Origin of the sequence: Nocardia transvalensis NBRC 15921, from assembly GCF_000308875.1 — a bacterium.
In the GTDB taxonomy this organism is placed as follows: Bacteria; Actinomycetota; Actinomycetes; order Mycobacteriales; family Mycobacteriaceae; genus Nocardia; species Nocardia transvalensis.
The window spans coordinates 63704-81557 of record NZ_BAGL01000018.1 but is presented as its reverse complement, the minus strand read 5'-3'; the positions used below and the strand labels follow the sequence as shown (position 1 = coordinate 81557).

Annotated in this window: 14 protein-coding genes; 4 read left to right on the top strand and 10 right to left on the bottom strand. The window is 70.0% G+C overall.

Annotated elements, in window-relative coordinates; genetic code table 11:
- Positions 1 to 119 precede the first annotated feature (119 nt).
- Positions 120 to 1040 carry a sulfurtransferase gene (locus ON41_RS07400; RefSeq protein WP_040746278.1) on the bottom strand — a complete coding sequence of 307 codons (921 nt, stop codon included), beginning with the start codon at positions 1038 to 1040 and terminating at the stop codon, positions 120 to 122.
- Between the two features lie 158 nt (positions 1041 to 1198).
- On the opposite strand from ON41_RS07400, the gene ON41_RS07395 reads away from it, so the two are divergent.
- Positions 1199 to 1996 carry a helix-turn-helix transcriptional regulator gene (locus ON41_RS07395; protein WP_040746276.1) on the top strand — a complete coding sequence of 266 codons (798 nt, stop codon included), beginning with the start codon at positions 1199 to 1201 and terminating at the stop codon, positions 1994 to 1996.
- Here ON41_RS07395 and ON41_RS07390 read toward each other — a convergent pair.
- The 6 genes from ON41_RS07390 to ON41_RS07365 form a co-directional block, all read right to left on the bottom strand.
- Positions 1928 to 2569: a Maf family protein gene (locus ON41_RS07390; RefSeq protein ID WP_040746274.1), complete on the bottom strand. Its 642-nt coding sequence runs from the start codon at positions 2567 to 2569 to the stop codon at positions 1928 to 1930. The genes ON41_RS07395 and ON41_RS07390 overlap by 69 nt on opposite strands.
- Position 2570: 1 nt before the next feature.
- A complete protein-coding gene (locus tag ON41_RS07385; protein ID WP_040746272.1) occupies positions 2571 to 2897 on the bottom strand; it encodes an acyl-CoA carboxylase epsilon subunit in 327 nt (108 codons plus the stop codon).
- A gap of 205 nt (positions 2898 to 3102) precedes the next feature.
- Positions 3103 to 4743 carry an acyl-CoA carboxylase subunit beta gene (locus ON41_RS07380; protein WP_040746270.1) on the bottom strand — a complete coding sequence of 547 codons (1641 nt, stop codon included), beginning with the start codon at positions 4741 to 4743 and terminating at the stop codon, positions 3103 to 3105.
- Between the two features lie 139 nt (positions 4744 to 4882).
- Entirely contained in the window at positions 4883 to 5929 is a 1047-nt protein-coding gene (locus tag ON41_RS07375; RefSeq protein ID WP_221332877.1) for a YVTN family beta-propeller repeat protein, read from the bottom strand.
- A gap of 281 nt (positions 5930 to 6210) precedes the next feature.
- Entirely contained in the window at positions 6211 to 7548 is a 1338-nt protein-coding gene (lat, locus tag ON41_RS07370; RefSeq protein ID WP_083905195.1) for an L-lysine 6-transaminase, read from the bottom strand.
- Between the two features lie 65 nt (positions 7549 to 7613).
- Positions 7614 to 8066: an Lrp/AsnC family transcriptional regulator gene (locus ON41_RS07365; RefSeq protein ID WP_040746268.1), complete on the bottom strand. Its 453-nt coding sequence runs from the start codon at positions 8064 to 8066 to the stop codon at positions 7614 to 7616.
- Between the two features lie 156 nt (positions 8067 to 8222).
- Here ON41_RS07365 and amaB point away from each other — a divergent pair, with 156 nt between their 5' ends.
- Positions 8223 to 9752, top strand: coding sequence for an L-piperidine-6-carboxylate dehydrogenase (gene amaB / locus ON41_RS07360; protein WP_040746265.1), 1530 nt, complete (start codon positions 8223 to 8225; stop codon positions 9750 to 9752).
- Between the two features lie 96 nt (positions 9753 to 9848).
- Here amaB and ON41_RS07355 read toward each other — a convergent pair whose 3' ends face one another.
- Together ON41_RS07355 and ON41_RS07350 are read right to left on the bottom strand one after the other, a co-directional pair.
- Complete coding sequence (locus ON41_RS07355) at positions 9849 to 10703, bottom strand: SDR family oxidoreductase (RefSeq protein WP_040746264.1); 855 nt, start codon at positions 10701 to 10703, stop codon at positions 9849 to 9851.
- An 11-nt stretch (positions 10704 to 10714) separates the two neighbouring features.
- Positions 10715 to 11662: a patatin-like phospholipase family protein gene (locus tag ON41_RS07350; RefSeq protein WP_040746262.1), complete on the bottom strand. Its 948-nt coding sequence runs from the start codon at positions 11660 to 11662 to the stop codon at positions 10715 to 10717.
- A gap of 68 nt (positions 11663 to 11730) precedes the next feature.
- On the opposite strand from ON41_RS07350, the gene ON41_RS07345 reads away from it, so the two are divergent.
- Complete coding sequence (locus ON41_RS07345) at positions 11731 to 12333, top strand: TetR/AcrR family transcriptional regulator (protein ID WP_040746320.1); 603 nt, start codon at positions 11731 to 11733, stop codon at positions 12331 to 12333.
- Positions 12334 to 12335: 2 nt separating this feature from the next.
- Here the strand turns inward: ON41_RS07345 and ON41_RS07340 are convergent, their stop codons facing one another.
- On the bottom strand, positions 12336 to 12881 hold the full coding sequence (locus tag ON41_RS07340) for a histidine phosphatase family protein (RefSeq protein ID WP_040746260.1): 546 nt from the start codon (positions 12879 to 12881) through the stop codon (positions 12336 to 12338).
- 108 nt (positions 12882 to 12989) lie between these two features.
- On the opposite strand from ON41_RS07340, the gene ON41_RS07335 reads away from it, so the two are divergent.
- Positions 12990 to 17813 carry an ATP-dependent helicase gene (locus ON41_RS07335; RefSeq protein ID WP_051161079.1) on the top strand — a complete coding sequence of 1608 codons (4824 nt, stop codon included), beginning with the start codon at positions 12990 to 12992 and terminating at the stop codon, positions 17811 to 17813.
- Positions 17814 to 17854: the final 41 nt, after the last annotated feature.

Sequence of the window (17854 nt, the reverse complement as noted above, 5' to 3'; positions counted from 1 at the left end):
CGCCGAACCGGGATAGGGGCTACCGAACAGTAGGCGGTAATTCTTGCCGTAGTCCACGGGCCCTCGGGTTATCCTCGCGAACCCTTGTCGCCGGACCGGGCGTCAACCGCGAGGGCGCACTACACGACCTCGGGCGACGGCATCGCGGAGCGGGGCGCCGCGACCTCGCCGGGTTCAGCCCCCTTGACGATCGGCGTGCGCACGGCATTGCTCCATTCGGTCCACGAACCGTCGTAATTGCGCACGTTCTCGCGGCCCAGCAGATAGGTCAGGACGAACCAGGTGTGGGCGGAATGCTCGCCGATCCGGCAGTACACGATCGTCTCGGCGGCGCCGGCGGAATCGGCGTAGACCCGGTCCAGGTCGGCGCGCGTCCGGAAGCGCCCGTCGCCGGCGACTGCCGTGGTCCAGGGGATGCTCACCGCCGTGGGAATGTGCCCGGCGCGCAGGGCCTGCTCCTCCGGCCGGTCGGTGATGCGGTCGCACTCGCCGCTGTACTCCGCCGCCGCGCGCACGTCGATCAGCGGCCGCCCCAGCCCCGATCGCACGTCGTCCAGGAACGCCCGCGTCCGCCGGTCGTCCCGCTCGGCCTCCGGATATTCGCCCAGCCCGACATCGGGGACCTCGAAGGTGGTGTCGCGCTCCTCGGAAATCCACGCCTCCCGGCCGCCGTCGAGCAGGCGCACGTCCGGATGCCCGAACAGGTCGAACACCCACAGTGTCGCCGCAGCTGTCCCGTTGGACTTGTCGCCGTAGACCACCACCGTGTCCGCGCGCTCGATACCCTTCGCTCGCATCAATTCGGCGAAACGGGCACCGTCTATGACGTCTCGCGTCCTCGGGTCGGTAAGCTCAGCCCGCCAGTCGATCTTGATGGCACCGGGTACGTGCCCGATGTCGTAGAGCAGAACGTCCTCGTTGGACTCCACTATCTTGAGCCCCGGCGCGCCGATGTTTGCCGACAGCCATTCTGTGGTTACTAGTCGGTGAGAGTGTGCGTGGGAACCGAGGGATGGATGTGGGTCCGGGGCGACGGGCACTGTGTTTGGTCCTTCACGCGTGGTAGACGGGTGGTCGGCAGTTCCACACCGATCGTAGGTGCGAAGCGTTACAGCAGGCGGTTTCACATCACGATCGGATGAAGCGCGATTAAGTCGCAGCCTCATCCGATAAAGTCTCCCGGGAGGAGGGGTGAGCTATGTCTGATTCTTGGCCACGACGGCGCCTGCTCGCGATCCTACGTGGCGCCAGCGAGCCTCTCGATGCCCAAGAACTCGCGAGAGTCACCGGGCAGCACGTCACCACCGTCCGGTTCCATCTGGACGTGCTGACGCGCGAGTCGCTGGTACGGCAGTTCCAGCAGCCGCCACGCGGGCGCGGCCGTCCGCGCATCGGCTACACCGCCGTGCAGCGATCTGTCGGCTATCAGGACCTGGCACAGGTGCTGGCCGACCAGCTCGGCAGCGATCCGCGCCGGCGCTCGGACGCGGCCGTGGCCGCGGGCCGGGCGTGGGGCGCCAAGCTGGAGACCGGCGACGAGCCGATCGCCTCGCTCGCCGACGCCAGGGACGTCACCGTCACGACGATGTCGGAACTCGGCTTCGCGCCCGAGCGGGATCCGTCCTCGGAGACCGACGAGCAGGTGCTGATCCGGCTGACGGCCTGCCCGCTGCGCGATCTGGCCCGCACGCACTCGGAGGTGGTGTGCGGCGTCCATCTCGGGCTGATGCGCGAGGTGATCGACCGCAACGGCGGCCGTGACACGGTCAACGTGCGGCTGCATCCGTTCGTGGAGCCGGAGATGTGTGTCGCGCGGCTGGAGGCGCTGGCCAGTTCGCTGGTGCCGGACCCGGCCGATCTGCCGGATATGGCGGAGACGGTCGAACCGCGGCTGGCGGCCCCGTCGGGCAGCCGGGTCGGCCCGCAGTTACGAACGGACCCACAGCTGCGCAATGCCGAGGCCCACACCGGCAAGCAGTCGACGCAGCAGCGGTAGCCCGATACCGATCACGCTCGACGGATCGCCTTCGAGGCGGTCGACGAACCAGCCGCCGCGCCCGTCGAGGGTGAAGGCCCCCGCGACCTGCAGCGGCTCGCCGGTGGCGATGTAGGCGTCGAGTTCCTCGGGTTCGGGCTTGGCGAAATGCACGGTGGTGCCGCTGCAGTCGGCCGCCTCGGCCACCACCTCGGCGTCGCGCAACCGCAGCACGCAGTGACCCGTGAGGAGATCGGCGCTGCGCCCGGCCATGACCGCCCAGCGCTCGCGCGCGACCTCGGAGGTCCGGGGCTTGCCCTGCAACTCGCCGTCCACCAGCAGCATCGAATCGCAGCCGACGACAACGCAATCCACGACGGCCGCGGCGCCCTCGGCGATCAATGCCGCGGCCACCGTGTGGGCCTTGGCGCGCGCGAGGGCGGTCACCACGTGGTCGGGGGCGGTTCCGGTCGGCAGCGCCGCGACCACCGCGTCCTCGTCCACATCCGAGACGCGGACGAGGGGCGTGAGACCCGCGGACCGCAGGACCTGCAGCCGGGCGGGCGAGGCGGAGCCGAGAACGAACTCCGTCACGTCAGTCGCGCAGGTGCGACAGATAGGGGAAGGCGTACGGGGAGCAGGGCGAGGTGCCGCGATGCATCAGCGTCGGACGCCCCCACTGATCGGCCGGGCCGGCGGGGGCGGGGGCGGCCGCGGAGTTCGCGGCGGCGGCCAGCACGCACACCAGGGCGGCGATCTCGTCGTCGGTCGGCGAGCCCTTCAGGATCCGGATGACCGGTCCCGTGCTCGATTCGGTATCGGTGTCGGTACGGGAATCCACCGGCTCGATCGCGACCAGGTCGTCGACCGACAGATCCAGCTCGGCGGCGCGCAATACCTCTTCATCAGCTACAGCCGTCACGGCGCCAGCTCCTCCTGTCCAGTTGCCGGACCCCGCGGGTCCGGCGTCCGCGGGGACCGGTCCCCGGACCCGCGGACGGTACTCGTTCAGGCCCTCGCGTGTGAGGACCATTCCCTACCATCTTTGCTCGGATGAGGCAGTTATGCGCGGCATGCTGTTCTTTCTCACAATCAAGTGTGCGCCCCACACCGCGCATATCGTCGGATCACAGCGGAATGTTGCCGTGCTTCTTCGGCGGCAGCGTGACCATCTTGCGCTCCAGCAGCCGCAGCGCCGAGACGATCTGACCGCGGGTGTGCGACGGCGGGATGACCGCGTCGACATAGCCACGCTCGGCGGCCACGTACGGGTTCACGAGGGTGTCCTCGTACTCGTTCTGCAGCTCGAGCCGCAGCGCATCGACGTCGGCGCCCTCGGCGGCGGCCTGCGCCAGCTTCTTGCGGTAGACGAACCCGACCGCGCCCGACGCGCCCATGACCGCGATCTGCGCGGTCGGCCACGCCAGGTTCACATCGGCGCCCATGTGCTTGGAACCCATGACGTCGTAGGCGCCGCCGTAGGCCTTGCGGGTGATGACCGTGATCTTCCCCACAGTGGCCTCGCCGTAGGCGTACAGCAGCTTGGCGCCACGGCGGATGATGCCGTTGAACTCCTGGTCGGTACCCGGCAGGAAGCCCGGCACGTCGACCAGCGTGATGATCGGGATGTTGAACGCGTCGCAGGTGCGCACGAACCGCGCGGCCTTCTCCGAGGCGTCGATGTCCAGGCAGCCGGCGAACTGGGTGGGCTGGTTGGCCACGAAACCCACGCTGCGGCCGTCGATGCGGGCGAAGCCGACGATGATGTTCATCGCGCGCTCGGCCTGCACCTCGAAGAACTCGTCGTCGTCGACCAGCCGCCGGATGACCTCGTGCATGTCGTAGGGCTGGTTCGGCGAATCCGGGATGAGGGTGTCGAGCTCGATGTCCTCCTCGGTCAGCGACTCCTCGATCGCCCCGTCGACCGGATCGCTGGCCGGGAAGCGCGGGGCCTCGGCGCGGTTGTTGCTCGGCAGGTAGCTCAGCAGGTCCTTGACCCAGTCCAGGGCGTCCTGCTCGCCGGAGGCCACGTAGTGCGCGGTACCGGCCTTCACCATGTGGGTGTGGGCGCCGCCCAGCTCCTCCATGGTCACCTCTTCGCCGGTGACGGTCTTGATGACGTCCGGCCCGGTGATGAACATCTGGCTGGTCTGGTCGACCATGACGACGAAGTCGGTCAGCGCCGGGGAGTACACGTGCCCGCCCGCGGCCGCGCCCATGATCAGCGAGATCTGCGGGATCACGCCGGAGGCCTGGATGTTGCGGTGGAAGATCTCGCCGTACAGGCCGAGCGAGACCACGCCCTCCTGGATGCGGGCGCCGGCGCCGTCGTTGATGCCGATCAGCGGGCGGCCGGTCTTGAGGGACAGGTCCATGACCTTGACGATCTTCTCGCCGTAGACCTCGCCGAGGCTGCCGCCGAAGACGGTGGAGTCCTGGCTGAAGATGCACACGTCGCGGCCGTCGATGGTGCCGTAGCCGGTCACCACGCCGTCGCCGAGCGGGCGGTTGTTCTCCATACCGAAATTCACGCTGCGGTGCCGCGCCAGCGCGTCCATCTCGACGAACGAGCCCTCGTCCAGCAGTGCCAGGATGCGCTCGCGCGCGGTCAGCTTGCCCTTCGCGTGGACCTTGTCGACCGCGGCCTCACCCATCGGGTGCTTCGCCTCTTCCAGCCGATTGCGCAGATCAGCCAGCTTCCCAGCGGTGGTGTGGATATCGGGGGCCCCCGCCGAACCCGGCGTAGGCTGCTGCTGGACACTCGTCATGCCCCGGAGTGTAACGAGTGCCAAGCCGACTGGAAATGTTGGTAGGGGCTACCGCCCGGTACGCCTATTGGCTATATGCCAGTAGAAAACCCCAGGTGAGACGTGGTGCGGGGCAGCCGAAAACACGCCTCGAAATTTCTCAGCGCATGACTCCCGTATGCCCGGTCGAGTAGCGGCCCGGTTGCGGCCAGACGGTCAGGCCGTGCGGCCCGTGCCCGACGGGTATGCGCGCCAGCAGTTTCCATTCGGCGACATCGATGGCGTAGACCTCGTCGCTGTACCGCCCGGCCACCCAGAACACCCGCCCGTCGACGGACAGATTGCCCATGTCGGGGCTGCCGCCGCCGGGGATCTCCCACTTCCGCACCAGCCGTCGCGCCGCGAAATCCCAGACCGACAGGCTGCCCTCGCCGCGGTTGGTGACGATCAGCTGCCGCGAGTCGCGGGTGACGTACAGGCCGTGCGCGCCCCTTCCGGTGGGGATGTGGCCGGTGACCTCGAAGGATTTCGCGTCGAGGGTGTACATGCCGTCGGCCGTCATGTCGGCGACGAAGAAGGTCGAGCCGTCGGGCGACAGTTTCACGTCCTGCGGCATACCGTGCGCGCCGCCCGGCAGGTCCACCATCTTCACCAGACGCGCCGCGCCGATGTCGAGTACCGCCATGCGCCCGGAGAATTCGCAGCTGGCCAGGGCGTGGCGTCCGTCGGCAGTGAAATCCATGTGATCGACGCCGGCGCAGTCGGGCACCGGGATGGCGCCGGTCCGCTGCCAGGTGTGCGGATCGTAGAAGTCCACAGACTTGTCCGCCTCGGCGACGACGAGCGCGTTGCGGCCGTCGGGGGTGAAGTACATGTTGTACGGATCGCGCACGGGCAGCGGAGCGCCGGGCTGTCCCGTGCGCGGATCGATCGGCAGCAGGCTCCCGCTACCGATGGGCAGGTCATTGGTGGCGTACAGCGTCTGCATGTCGTAGGACGGCACCACGTGCTGCGGCTCCGCGCCCTGCGAGGAATAGGTGTCGACGACCTCGAACGTCGCCGGATCGATGACCGTGACCGTATTCGACTTGCTGTTCGGCACATAGACGCGCGGCAAATGATCGGCGACCGCTGGGCTGAGTTCCCGCGCTCCCGCGTAGACATCGGTCGCCGAGACCGGCGGCGGCATGCCCGGCAGCAGATTCATCGCCGCCTGCGACGGATCTCCGCTACTGGTGGCAACCGCGGGCGAATGCCCCGCGGTCTGTTCTTTCTCCGCGTCCGTTCCGGATGAGCAACCGGCCAGTACGATAATCGTGACGAGGATTCCGAGGCGTGCGCGCCGGGCGATCACGCGCCGCACCCCGGGCGGACATCAGGGCGGCAAGACGGCATGCGGCGAATGATAGAGCGCCGCACCGGCTTTGGCAGCAAATTATCAGCGATGTCGCGCATGCGCCGTGTCACACGGGCGCGTCACGCGGCGCGTCAGCTCAGCACGCGGTCCAGCGCCTCCACGGCCTCTTCCAGCTCGTCCGCGGTGACCGTGAGCGGCGGGCGGAACCGGATACCGCGTTCGCCGGTGCCGACGATCAGCACCCGCTCCCGCTCGTACGCGTCGGCGACGATCGTGTCGCGCAGCGCGGCCGATTCCACGGTGACCGCGCACAGCAGGCCGCGCCCGCGCGGATCGGTGATCGCCGGATGCCGGGCCGCCAGCGCGGTCAGCCGATCCAGCAGATGCGCGCCGAGCCGGCCGGCGCGGGCGACCAGGCCCTCGCTCTCGATCACCTCGAAGATCCGGCGGGCCCGCACCATATCCGTGAGATTTCCGCCCCAGGTGGAGTTCAGGCGGGAGCTGACGGCGAAGACGTTGTCGGGCACCTCGTCCACCCGGCCACCCGCCATGACCCCGCACACCTGGGTCTTCTTACCGAAGGCCACGACGTCCGGGGACAGGCCCAGCTGCTGGTAGGCCCACATGCTGCCGGTGGCGCCCACGCCGGTCTGCACCTCGTCGAGGACGAACAGCGCGTCGTTCTCGTGGCACAGCTCCCGCATCGCGCGCAGGAATTCCGGTCGCATGTGCCGGTCGCCGCCCTCGCCCTGGATCGGTTCGGCGATGAAGCAGGCGATGTCGTGCGGGTGCTCGGCGAAGGCCGCGCGGGCCTGGGACAGGGCGCGGGCCTCGGCCGCCTCGATATCGGCGCCCGCGCGCAGGTACGGCGTCTCGATGCGCGGCCAGTCGAACTTCGGGAAGCGGGCGACCTTCACCGGATCGGTATTGGTCAGCGACATGGTGTACCCGGTGCGGCCGTGGAAGGCGCCGGTGAGGTGGAGCACCCTGGCGCCCAGTTCGGCTGGGCGGCCGTGCATTTCGTTGTGCCGGCTCTTCCAGTCGAACGCCGCCTTGAGCGCGTTCTCGACCGCGAGGCCGCCGCCGTCGACGAAGAACAGGTGCGGCAGTGCGGGATCGCCGAGCACCCGCGCGAAAGTGTCGACGAAACGCGCCATCTCGACGGTGTAGATGTCGGAATTGCTCGGCTTGTTGATCGCCGCCGCGGCGAGTTCGGCGCGGAAGGATTCCTCGCCGGCCAGCGCCGGGTGGTTCATACCCAGCGCCGAGGAGGCGAAGAAGCCGAACATGTCGAGGTAGGACGTGCCGTCCCGGGCGTCGACCAGGCGACGGCCGCGCGAGGCGCGTAGATCCAGCACCAGGTCGAAACCGTCGGCCAGGATGTTCGCGGTCAGGATCTCGTGCACCCGGGAGGGGGTGACCGGCGTCGCGTCGGCAACCGTCTCGGGGCGCTCCAGTTCGAGGGTCACCTCTCCGAGGTTACGAAAATTTTTACGCTTTCGCTACGACTCTCCGTAAAGATTACGATCAGGCATCATCTGTCATAGAATGTCTGCAGGATGATGGTGCTTCGGGTCCGGACATTGGCCGTCGCGCGGATCTCCTGCAACAACTGCTCCAGATGCCGGGGCGAGGCCACCCGCACCAGCAGCATGTAGCTCTCCTCGCCGGCTACCGAGTGGCACTCCTCGATGCCGGGGATGTGCTGCAGCAGCGCGGGTGCGTCGTCCGGTTGCGACGGGTCGAGAGGAGTGATCGCCACGTATGCCGATAGCAGCTGACCGAGCGCTTCCGGATCGACCTTGGCGGTGTAGCCGCGGATCACCCCCCGCGCCTCGAGCCGCCGCACCCTCGACTGCACCGCCGAGACCGACAGATTCGCCTTTTCCGCGAGGTTGGAGAGAGTGGCGCGGCCGTCTGCCATCAGCTCCCGGATCAGAAGTCGATCGATGTCGTCCAAAGCAGGTCTCGCCGGTGCATCCGCCATCAGCGAAGGCTAACCCAGCACACCGACATCGTGGCGGGAACCGTTGCACGAGCAGGCGCGTCGGAGGACACGCGGCGCGCGCAATTCGGCCCGTGCGCACGGTCCTGCACGACGATGAACAGGCCCACCAATCCACCCTCGATTACGGAGTACTGCATGGCACCGGCACTCACCGCTCCCGACACCCGCGAATTGCGCTCCCGCGCCGACCATCTGCTGGGCGCGCTCGGCGCCGCCGTGCCCGAGCCCGGCCCGCTGGCGGTGCGCACGCCCATCACCGGCGGTGAACTGGCGACACTGCGGCCCAGTTCGGGCGCCGCGGTCGAGGACGCTATCGGCAAGGCGGCCAACGCCTTTCGCGCGTGGCGCACGGTGCCCGCGCCGCAGCGGGCCGCGGTCGTGCGCCGGCTGGGACAGTTGCTCACCGAGCACATCGCCGAACTCGGCGAACTGGTCACGCTGGAGGCCGGGAAGATCGGCGCCGAGGCGCGCGGCGAGGTGCAGGAGATGATCGACATCTGCGAATTCGCGGTGGGATTGTCGCGCCAGCTCTACGGGCGCACGATGCCGTCCGAACGCCCCGGGCACCGGCTGATGGAGACCTGGCATCCGCTCGGGGTCGTAGGGGTGCTGTCGGCATTCAACTTCCCGGTCGCGGTGTGGTCGTGGAATACCGCGATCGCGCTGGTCTGCGGGGACACGGTGGTCTGGAAGCCTTCCGAGACAACGCCGTTGACGGCGCTGGCCTGCCATACGCTGCTGCGCCGGGCCGCGGCGGACGTGGGCGCCGATCCGGAGATCCACCAGCTGGTCCAGGGCGCCGCTGAGGTGGGCGAGCGGCTGGTCGACGACGAGCGGGTCGCGCTGGTGAGCGCGACCGGCTCGGTGCGGATGGGGCGCACGGTCGCGCCACGGGTGGCGGCCCGGTTCGGGCGCTGCCTGCTGGAGCTGGGCGGGAACAACGCGGCGATCGTCACGCCGTCGGCCGATCTGGAGCTGGCCACGCGCGGTGTGGTGTTCGCCGCCGCGGGCACCGCCGGGCAGCGGTGCACCACGCTGCGCCGCGTCATCGCGCACGCCGATGTAGTCGGGCCGCTGGTGAACAGTATCGAAAAGGCGTATCAGCAACTGCGCGTGGGGAACCCGCTCGACGACGACGTACTGGTCGGCCCCCTGATCAACGGCCGCGCCTACACGGCGATGCAGGACGCGATCGCCCGTGCCGTGGCCGACGGCGGCGAATTGGTCTGCGGCGCGGAGCGAGTCATGCTCGCGGGCGAGGACTCCTACTACGTGCGCCCCGCGATCGTGCGCATGCCCGCGCAGACCGAGGTGGTCCGGGAGGAGACCTTCGCCCCCATTCTCTACGTCCTCACCTACCACGACCTGGATGCCGCGATCGCGCTGCACAACGAAGTGCCGCAGGGCCTTTCGTCGGCCATCTTCACCGGCGACCAGCGCGAGGCCGAACGCTTCCTCGCCGCCGACGGCTCCGACTGCGGCATCGCCAACGTCAACATCGGCACCTCCGGCGCCGAGATCGGCGGCGCCTTCGGCGGCGAGAAACACACCGGCGGCGGCCGCGAATCCGGCTCCGACTCCTGGAAGGCCTACATGCGCCGAGCCACCAACACCGTCAACTACTCGGCAGACCTCCCCCTGGCCCAAGGCATCCAGTTCGGCTGACGCCGAAATCCGCAGCGCTCCTCCATTTTCCGGCACGCTTTCGGCCGGAATCCACAAGGCGAGATTCCGGCCAAAAGCGTGCCGGAAACAGGGTGGTCAGGTGTGGGTGTCGGGCTCCGTGATCGCGCGGACCTGAGCCTCGTAGGCCGCCCGGGTCGTGGTATCGGCGGGGTGGAGGGCTCGGTCGCCGCCGAAGAGGCGGCGGACCAGGCGGACCGCGGGCTCGGGAGCGGCGGCGAGGGCGACGTCGACGGGGTTCAGGTAGCCGGGCACGGCGACCTCGGCGCGGCGGGTCCGGCAGGTGCGCAGGACGGCGGCGGCCACGTCCTCGGGGTCGACCGTGGGCAGGCCGTGGCCGAGGGCGAGGCCCGAGGACAGCCGGGTGCGGACGGCCGAGGGCAAAACGCAGCTGACGCTGACGCCGTACTCGGCGAACTCCAGCCGGGTCGCCGCCGACAATCCCACGGCGGCGAACTTGCTGGCGTTGTACACCGCCAGGCCCGGCAGTGGAATCTTCCCCGCCAGCGAGGCCACGTTCACCACATGCCCGCGACGGCGCTCGACCATACCCGGCACCACGGCTCGCATACCGTGGATGAGGCCCCACACGTTGACGTCGATCGTGGTGCGCCCCACCGCATCCGGCTCGTCGAGGAACGCGCCGGCGGGCATCACCCCGGCATTGTTGACCAGAACGTCGATACCGCCGACATCGGCGATCACCGTGTCCCATTGCTCGCGATCGCGCACATCCAATTCGACCGCGCGCCCGCCGAGTTCCGCCGCGACGGCCTGCGCCGCGGTGACGTCGACATCCGCGATCGTCACGTGGGATCCCTTGCCCGCGAACAGTTCCGCGGTGGCCTGGCCGATACCGCGCCCGGCGCCGGTGACGAGGACCCGCGCACCGCGCAGATCGATGGCGGGATAGCCGATGCCCCAGAGGCTCATACCGTTTCCTCTCATGCGAAGCTGCCCTGCTCGACCGCACGACGCGTGCGGTGCAGGCTGTGTTCGAAGGTGGCGCGCCGGCGGCGGCCGTCCATGAAATTCGGTCCCATGACCGCCAGATCGTCGGCGGTCGCGTCCACGCGCAAGACCCGGGTGCCGGCCGCCCGGACCGCGGCGATCTCGGCATCGAGCTTGGCGCTCATCCGGTTTCGCAGCTGACGCTCCAGGAAATGCCCCGGCCCGGTGGCGGAGATGCGACCGGTCGACGCCATCGGCGCCAGCACCACCAGCTCGTCCAGCGCATGCGGCACAAGAAGATCCACCGAAGCCGTCGACGCGGCGCCGCCGTCGATATAGCGGCGGCCACCGGCCACGACCGGCGGGAACCAGCCCGGCACGGCCCAGGAGGCGCGCAACGCGGTGCCGATCGGGACCACGGGCGCGCCCGGCGCGCCGAAGGGCACCCGCTCACCGGTCGCGTAATCCATCGCGACCAGCCACGTCGCCGGATGCGACACCCACGCCCGCCCCGGATTCAGCTCCGTCGCCAGCCGCTCCAGCCAGCCCGCGTCACCGCTGCCCACAGGCAGCAGCCCGCTCCCGGCGGTCAGCAGTCCCTGTTCGGATCGCTTGCCGTGCAGGGCCATTCGCAACGCACCCGGCGCAGGCCGCGGCAGCGGCGGAAACCGACCCGGCGCGTCGCGCAGGTGCCGCAGCAGCACCGGATTCGTCACGTTGCCGACCTGCATGGCGGTCAGCTCGTCGACGCCGACCCCGCTGCCGAGCATGGTCACCAGCTCCGCACCGGCCGAGGTGCCGACCAGCACATCAGCCTCCCGCGGATCCCACTCCAGCACCTCGCGCACCGCGGCCAGCGCCGCGATGGTCCATGCCGCGCCGAGCGTGCCACCGCACCCGATCGCCAGGCCACGTCGCTGTGGCCGATTGCCGTTACCCATAGTTGCAAACATATCAGAATCTAAATACCGGCGGTATTCGGAATCCGGCGGTACCTAGAATGCTGGGCATGGCACGACTGACCCGGTCCGAGAGTCAGGCCCGCACCCGTGCGGACCTGCTGGCCACCGCGCGCGAGCTGTTCCTCACCGAGGGCTACGCGCGCACCAGCCTGGAGCGGGTGGCCGAGGCCGCCGGCTACTCCAAGGGCGCGGTCTACTCGAATTTCCGCACCAAGTCCCAGCTGTGCCTGGAGGTGCTCGCCGATATCCACGAGACGAAGTTCACCGAGGTCGGCGAGTTGCTGGAGGTGGGCGGCGACTTGGAAGACCGGCTGGCCCGCTTCCAGGGCTGGGCCGAGCGCACCCTCGGCGACGTCGGCTGGACCATGCTCGAATTCGAATTCGCGATCGTCGCGCGCGAGGATCCGGAGCTGCAGGCGGCGCTGGTGTCGAGCCTGGCCCTGGTCCGCGGCACCGTGGCCGCCCTGCTGCAGAATCTCGCCGCGGCGACCGGGCTGCGGTTGCCGATGCCCGCCGAGGACGCGGCCACGACCGTGCTGAGCATGGGCCTGGGGCTTGGCATCCAGCGGGCGATCGATCCGTCACTGCCGGCCGGGCTGATCACCGACGCGGTCCGGGCCCTGGTGCGCGCGGGCCGGGCGGAGCCCTGAGATCACGTCCGGAAGTGCAACGTCCACTCGTCGCGGTAGTTCATGCGGGTGACGCTGATCGGCGGAATATCGATGCGCCAGAACGATTTCGCGGGTGCGTCGAGGGCGACGAGCAGGGCCGCGCGGATCACCGCCGGATGGGTGATGGCGATGGTCGGTGTGCCCTGGGTCGCGATATCGGTGAGCCACTCGCGGGTCCGTTCGATGACGTCGATGACCGCCTCGCCGCCGTGCCCGCGGAACTTCGGATCGGTCAGCCAGGCGTACAGCTCGTCCTGCGGCACCGACATCAGCTCGCCGCCGCGCCAGGCCCCCGCGTCCAGGTCGCGCAGCCGCTCGTCCTCGTCGCCGAGCAGGCCCAGTAGCGCGGCGGTCTCGACGGCGCGGCGCTCGGGAGCGGTGAGCACCCGCGCGGCGTGCAGGCGGCCCGCCGTGGAGACGGCCCGCCGGCCGGCCTCGGTCAGCGGTTCGTCCACCGGAAATCGTGCCTTGCGCATCGCCTCGGTCATGCCGTGGCTGACGAGGTCGACCCGGAGCACCTTCTGCACGGTTGGAAGCGTACGACCCAGCGCTCGGCCCCGTGCCGTGATTGCGGAGCCTTAACCACCGGTCTCCGGCGGCGCTCGCTTGTCGGTGCCCGGGTGCACACTGGGGCCATGGACCAGTTCTCCCGCCCCACTCAGGAGTGGTTCGACGGCGCCTTCCCGGCGCCGACGGCCGCGCAGCTGGGCGCGTGGAAGGCCATCTCGGCCGGGGAACACACGCTGGTCGTCGCGCCGACGGGGTCCGGTAAGACGCTGTCGGCCTTCCTGTGGGCCATCGACCGGCTGGCCGCGCGCGAACCGTCGGACGCCCCGCGCAAGACGTCGGTGCTCTACATCTCACCGCTCAAGGCGCTGGCGGTCGACGTCGAACGCAACCTGCGTGCCCCCCTTGTCGGCGTGACGCAGACGGCCAAGCGGCTCGGGCTGCCGGCGCCGGAGATCAGCGTCGGCGTGCGCTCCGGCGACACCACGGCCGCGGCCCGCCGCTCCATGCAGCGCACCCCGCCCGACATCCTGATCACCACGCCGGAGTCGCTGTTCCTCATGCTGACCTCCGCCGCGCGCGAGTCGCTGGCCGAGGTCCACACCGTGATCGTGGACGAGGTGCACGCCATCGCGGGCTCCAAACGCGGTGCGCACCTGGCGCTTTCGCTGGCCCGGCTGGACCTGATGACCGAGCGCCCCGCCCAGCGGATCGGTCTGTCGGCGACGGTGCGGCCGCCGGAGGAGGTCGGCCGGTTCCTGGTGGGCACGGCCCCGATCACCATCGTGTCACCCCCGGCACCGAAGACATTCGACCTGTCGGTCCGCGTACCCGTCGCCGATATGACCGAACCGGACGAGGCGGGCGACTCCGACCAGCCCGGTTCGATCTGGCCACACGTCGATTCGGCGATCGTGGACCTGGTGCTGGAGCACCGCTCCTCCATCGTCTTCGCGAATTCGCGGCGGCTGTCCGAACGGCTGACGGCCCGGCTGAACGAGGCGTACGCCGAACGGGTCGGCGAAACCGTCGAGACCGACCACGACGTGCCCTCGCAGCTGGGCACGCCGAGCGCGGTGAGCCACGGTGGTTCGGCGCTGCTGGCCCGCGCCCACCACGGGTCGGTGAGCAAGGAACAGCGCGCGCTGATCGAGGACGACCTCAAGAGCGGCCGGCTGCGCTGCGTGGTCGCGACCAGCAGCCTGGAACTCGGCATCGATATGGGCGCGGTCGATCTCGTGGTGCAGGTCGAGGCGCCGCCGTCGGTGGCGAGCGGGTTGCAGCGGGTCGGCCGGGCCGGGCATCAGGTCGGCGAGATCTCCCGCGGCGTGATCTTCCCGAAGCACCGCACCGACGTCATCCATTGCGCGGTGGCGTCGATGCGCATGACGGCCGGCCAGATCGAGGAGTTGCGCATTCCCACCCACCCGCTGGACATCCTCGCCCAGCAGACGGTGGCGGCCTGCGCGCTGGAGCCGATCGACGCCGACACCTGGTTCGACACCGTCCGTGGCACGGGCAGTTACGCGACGCTGCCGCGATCGGCCTACGAGTCGGTCCTCGACCTGCTGTCGGGCCGGTATCCCTCCGACGAATTCGCCGAACTGCGGCCCCGCGTGGTGTGGGACCGCGACGCCGGCACCCTCACCGGACGCCCCGGCGCGCAGCGCCTGGCGGTGACCTCCGGCGGCGCGATCCCCGACCGTGGCCTGTTCCCGGTGTTCATGGTCGGCGAAAAAGCCTCGCGCGTAGGCGAACTCGACGAGGAGATGGTCTACGAGTCGCGCGTCGGCGATGTCTTCGCCCTCGGCGCGACGAGCTGGCGCATCGAGGAGATCACCCACGACCGGGTCCTCGTGACCCCCGCGTTCGGCCTACCGGGACGGCTGCCGTTCTGGCACGGCGATTCCCTGGGCCGCCCGGCCGAATTGGGCGCGGCCCTCGGTGAATTCGTCCGTAAAGCGAGCCAGGCGGTGGAACGTGGGCAACAGAATTCCCCCGCAGAGAAATCCGGGGCGAAGGCCGCCACGCTGACCGACTTGGAACAGGTCACGCACGCCGCCGGGCTGGACGATTTCGCGACAGCCAATCTGGTCTCCCTGCTGTCCGAGCAGCGGCAGGCCACCGGGCATCTGCCCACCGACCGCACCCTGCTGGTGGAACGTTTCCGCGACGAGCTGGGCGACTGGCGGCTGATCCTGCATTCGCCGTACGGGCTTCCGGTGCATGCCCCTTGGGCGCTGGCCGTCGGGTCGCGGCTGCGGGAGCGGTTCGGCGTGGATGCCGCGCCGACGGCCTCCGACGACGGCATCGTCGTCCGGCTGCCCGATACCACCGACGACCCGCCCGGCGCGGAACTGTTCGTCTTCGAACCCGACGAGATCGACGAGATCGTCACCGAGCAGGTCGGCGGCTCGGCGCTGTTCGCGTCCCGGTTCCGGGAGTGCTCGGCGCGGGCGCTCCTGCTGCCCCGCCGCGATCCCGGCCGTCGCGCGCCGCTGTGGCAGCAGCGCCAGCGCGCGGCCCAGCTGCTGGACGTGGCACGCAAATTCCCGGATTTCCCGATGTTGCTGGAGACGGTGCGGGAATGCCTGCAGGACGTGTACGACCTCGGGTCGCTGCGAGAGCTGCTGGTGAATGTGGCCCGCCGCAAGCTGCGGCTGGTGGAGGTGGAGACCGCCACGCCGTCGCCGTTCGCCAACGCGCTGCTGTTCGACTACATCGGCCAGTTCATGTACGAGGGCGACAGCCCGCTCGCGGAACGCCGCGCGGCCGCGCTGTCGCTGGACTCGTCGCTCCTCGCCGAACTGCTCGGCCGCGTCGAATTGCGCGAGCTGCTGGACGCGGAGGTCCTCGAACAGACCGAGCGCGAGTTGCAGCGCCTCACCCCGGAACGGCAGGCGCGGGACGTGGAGGGGCTGGCCGACCTGCTGCGCCTGCTGGGCCCGCTCACCGCCGAGGAGGCCGCCGCCCGCTGCCTCGACGATCCGCGGCCGTGGTTCGAGGAGCTGTCGAAAGCCCGTCGCGCCCTGGAGGTTTCGTTCGCCGGGCAGCACTGGTGGGCAGCGGTGGAGGATGCGGCGCGGCTGCGCGACGCGCTCGGGGTTCCCCTGCCCATCGGCACACCCGCCGCCTTCATCGAACCCGTCGCCGATCCGCTGGGCGATCTGGTCGGCCGCTACGCCCGCACCCACGGCCCGTTCACGCTCGACGCGGTGGCTCGCCGTTTCGGCCTCGGCGCGGCCGTCGCCGCCACCGCCCTGCATCGCCTGGCGGGCGAGAAGCGGGTGGTGGAGGGCGAATTCACGCCCGGATCGTCCGGCGCCGAATGGTGCGACGCCCAGGTGCTGCGGCGCCTGCGGCGGCGGTCACTGGCCGCCGCGCGCAAGGAGGTGGAGCCGGTCGCGACAGCGGCATTCGCCCGCTTCCTCCCGTCCTGGCAGCACGTCGGCGGCGATCTGCGCGGTGTCGACGGCGTCGCCGCCGTGGTGGAACAGCTTGCGGGCGTACCGATCCCGGCCTCGGCCTGGGAATCACTGATCCTCCCCACCCGAGTCCGCGACTACTCCCCCGCCATGCTCGACGAGCTGATGGCCACCGGCGAGGTGATCTGGTCCGGCCACGGCTCCATCACCGCCAAGGACGGCTGGATCGCGCTGCACCCTGCCGACCAGGCAGGCCTGACCCTCCCCCCGCCTGACACCATCGATTTCACCGAAACCCAGCTCCAGCTACTGCTAGCGCTCGGCGCCACGGTCATCCCGGAATCACCTGCACACCAGACAGACTCAACGCAGGACCGAGCCAACACGCGACGAGCATCCTCCGGCACGCCCACCTCCGACCACCCCGAGAAAAGCACGCCACCGACAGCGCACCCAGCTGGGGAGCACACGTCACTGACAACAAACCTCTCCGGGGACCGCACGCCACCGACAGCGCACCCTCCCAATAACACTCGCACCGCTTCGAGCGCAGCCGACGAAGGCGCACAACCCACCGACACCCAAGCCCGCGTCCACGTCGTGCCCGGCACCGGCGGGGCCTACTTCTTCCGCCAGCTCTCCGATTCCACCGGCCTGCTCGATGACGCCGCGGTGACGGCGGCGCTGTGGGAGCTGGTCTGGGCCGGTTACGTCGCAGGAGATACCTTCGCGCCGGTGCGGGCCATGCTGTGGGGGACCACTCGCAGCACCACCGCGCATCGCACACCCAGGCGCACCCCGCGGGGGCGGGCGTACCTGCCGAGAGCGAGCATGCCGAGCCGGACCGGGCCTCCGGCGGTGGCCGGACGCTGGTCCTTGCTTCCGGAACGCGTGGCGGACAACACCGTTCGCGCCCACGCGACGGCGGACCTGCTCCTGGAGCGGTACGGGGTCCTCACCCGGGGCGCGGTCCAGGGCGAAGGGGTGCCGGGTGGTTTCGCGCTGATGTACCGCGTACTCACCGAATTCGAGGACCGGGGGCGCTGCCGCCGCGGCTATTTCGTCGATTCCCTGGGCGGCGCGCAGTTCTCGACGACCGACGTGGTGGACCGGTTGCGCTCGTTCGACACCGAGCGCACCGAGAAGACTCCGAGCGTCGCGCTCGCCCTGGCCGCCTGCGATCCGGCCAACCCGTACGGCGCGGCCCTCCCGTGGCCGAAGGGGCCCGAGGGCGGCGGGCACCGCCCGGGCCGGAAGGCCGGCGCCCTCGTGGTGCTCGTGGACGGCGAACTCGTCCTGTATCTGGAGCGCGGCGGTAAGACCCTGCTCACCTTCACCGAGCGTCCCGAGGTCCGCACCCTCGCCGCCGCGGCTCTCGCCGGGCTCGTGCACGACCGCCGGGTCGACTCCCTGGTGATCGATCGGGTGGACGGAGAGTCCGTGCACGGCAACACGTTCGCCGCCTTCCTCACCGAGGCGGGATTCGCGACGACCCCGCGCGGCTTCCGATTACGGAGCCGGCCATGACCGGCCACCCTCACATATCCGGCGCACGACGCGAAACCGGC

What these genes read in the sequence shown, in the direction of transcription:
- ON41_RS07395 (WP_040746276.1), top strand. Translation starts at nt 1,199, where the DNA reads ATGTCTGATTCTTGGCCACGACGGCGCCTGCTCGCGATCCTACGTGGC.
- ON41_RS07375 (WP_221332877.1), bottom strand. Translation starts at nt 5,929, where the DNA reads ATGAATCTGCTGCCGGGCATGCCGCCGCCGGTCTCGGCGACCGATGTC.
- ON41_RS07355 (WP_040746264.1), bottom strand. Translation starts at nt 10,703, where the DNA reads ATGAGCCTCTGGGGCATCGGCTATCCCGCCATCGATCTGCGCGGTGCG.
- amaB (WP_040746265.1), top strand. Translation starts at nt 8,223, where the DNA reads ATGGCACCGGCACTCACCGCTCCCGACACCCGCGAATTGCGCTCCCGC.
- ON41_RS07365 (WP_040746268.1), bottom strand. Translation starts at nt 8,066, where the DNA reads ATGGCGGATGCACCGGCGAGACCTGCTTTGGACGACATCGATCGACTT.
- ON41_RS07350 (WP_040746262.1), bottom strand. Translation starts at nt 11,662, where the DNA reads ATGGGTAACGGCAATCGGCCACAGCGACGTGGCCTGGCGATCGGGTGC.
- ON41_RS07345 (WP_040746320.1), top strand. Translation starts at nt 11,731, where the DNA reads ATGGCACGACTGACCCGGTCCGAGAGTCAGGCCCGCACCCGTGCGGAC.
- ON41_RS07335 (WP_051161079.1), top strand. Translation starts at nt 12,990, where the DNA reads ATGGACCAGTTCTCCCGCCCCACTCAGGAGTGGTTCGACGGCGCCTTC.
- ON41_RS07380 (WP_040746270.1), bottom strand. Translation starts at nt 4,743, where the DNA reads ATGACGAGTGTCCAGCAGCAGCCTACGCCGGGTTCGGCGGGGGCCCCC.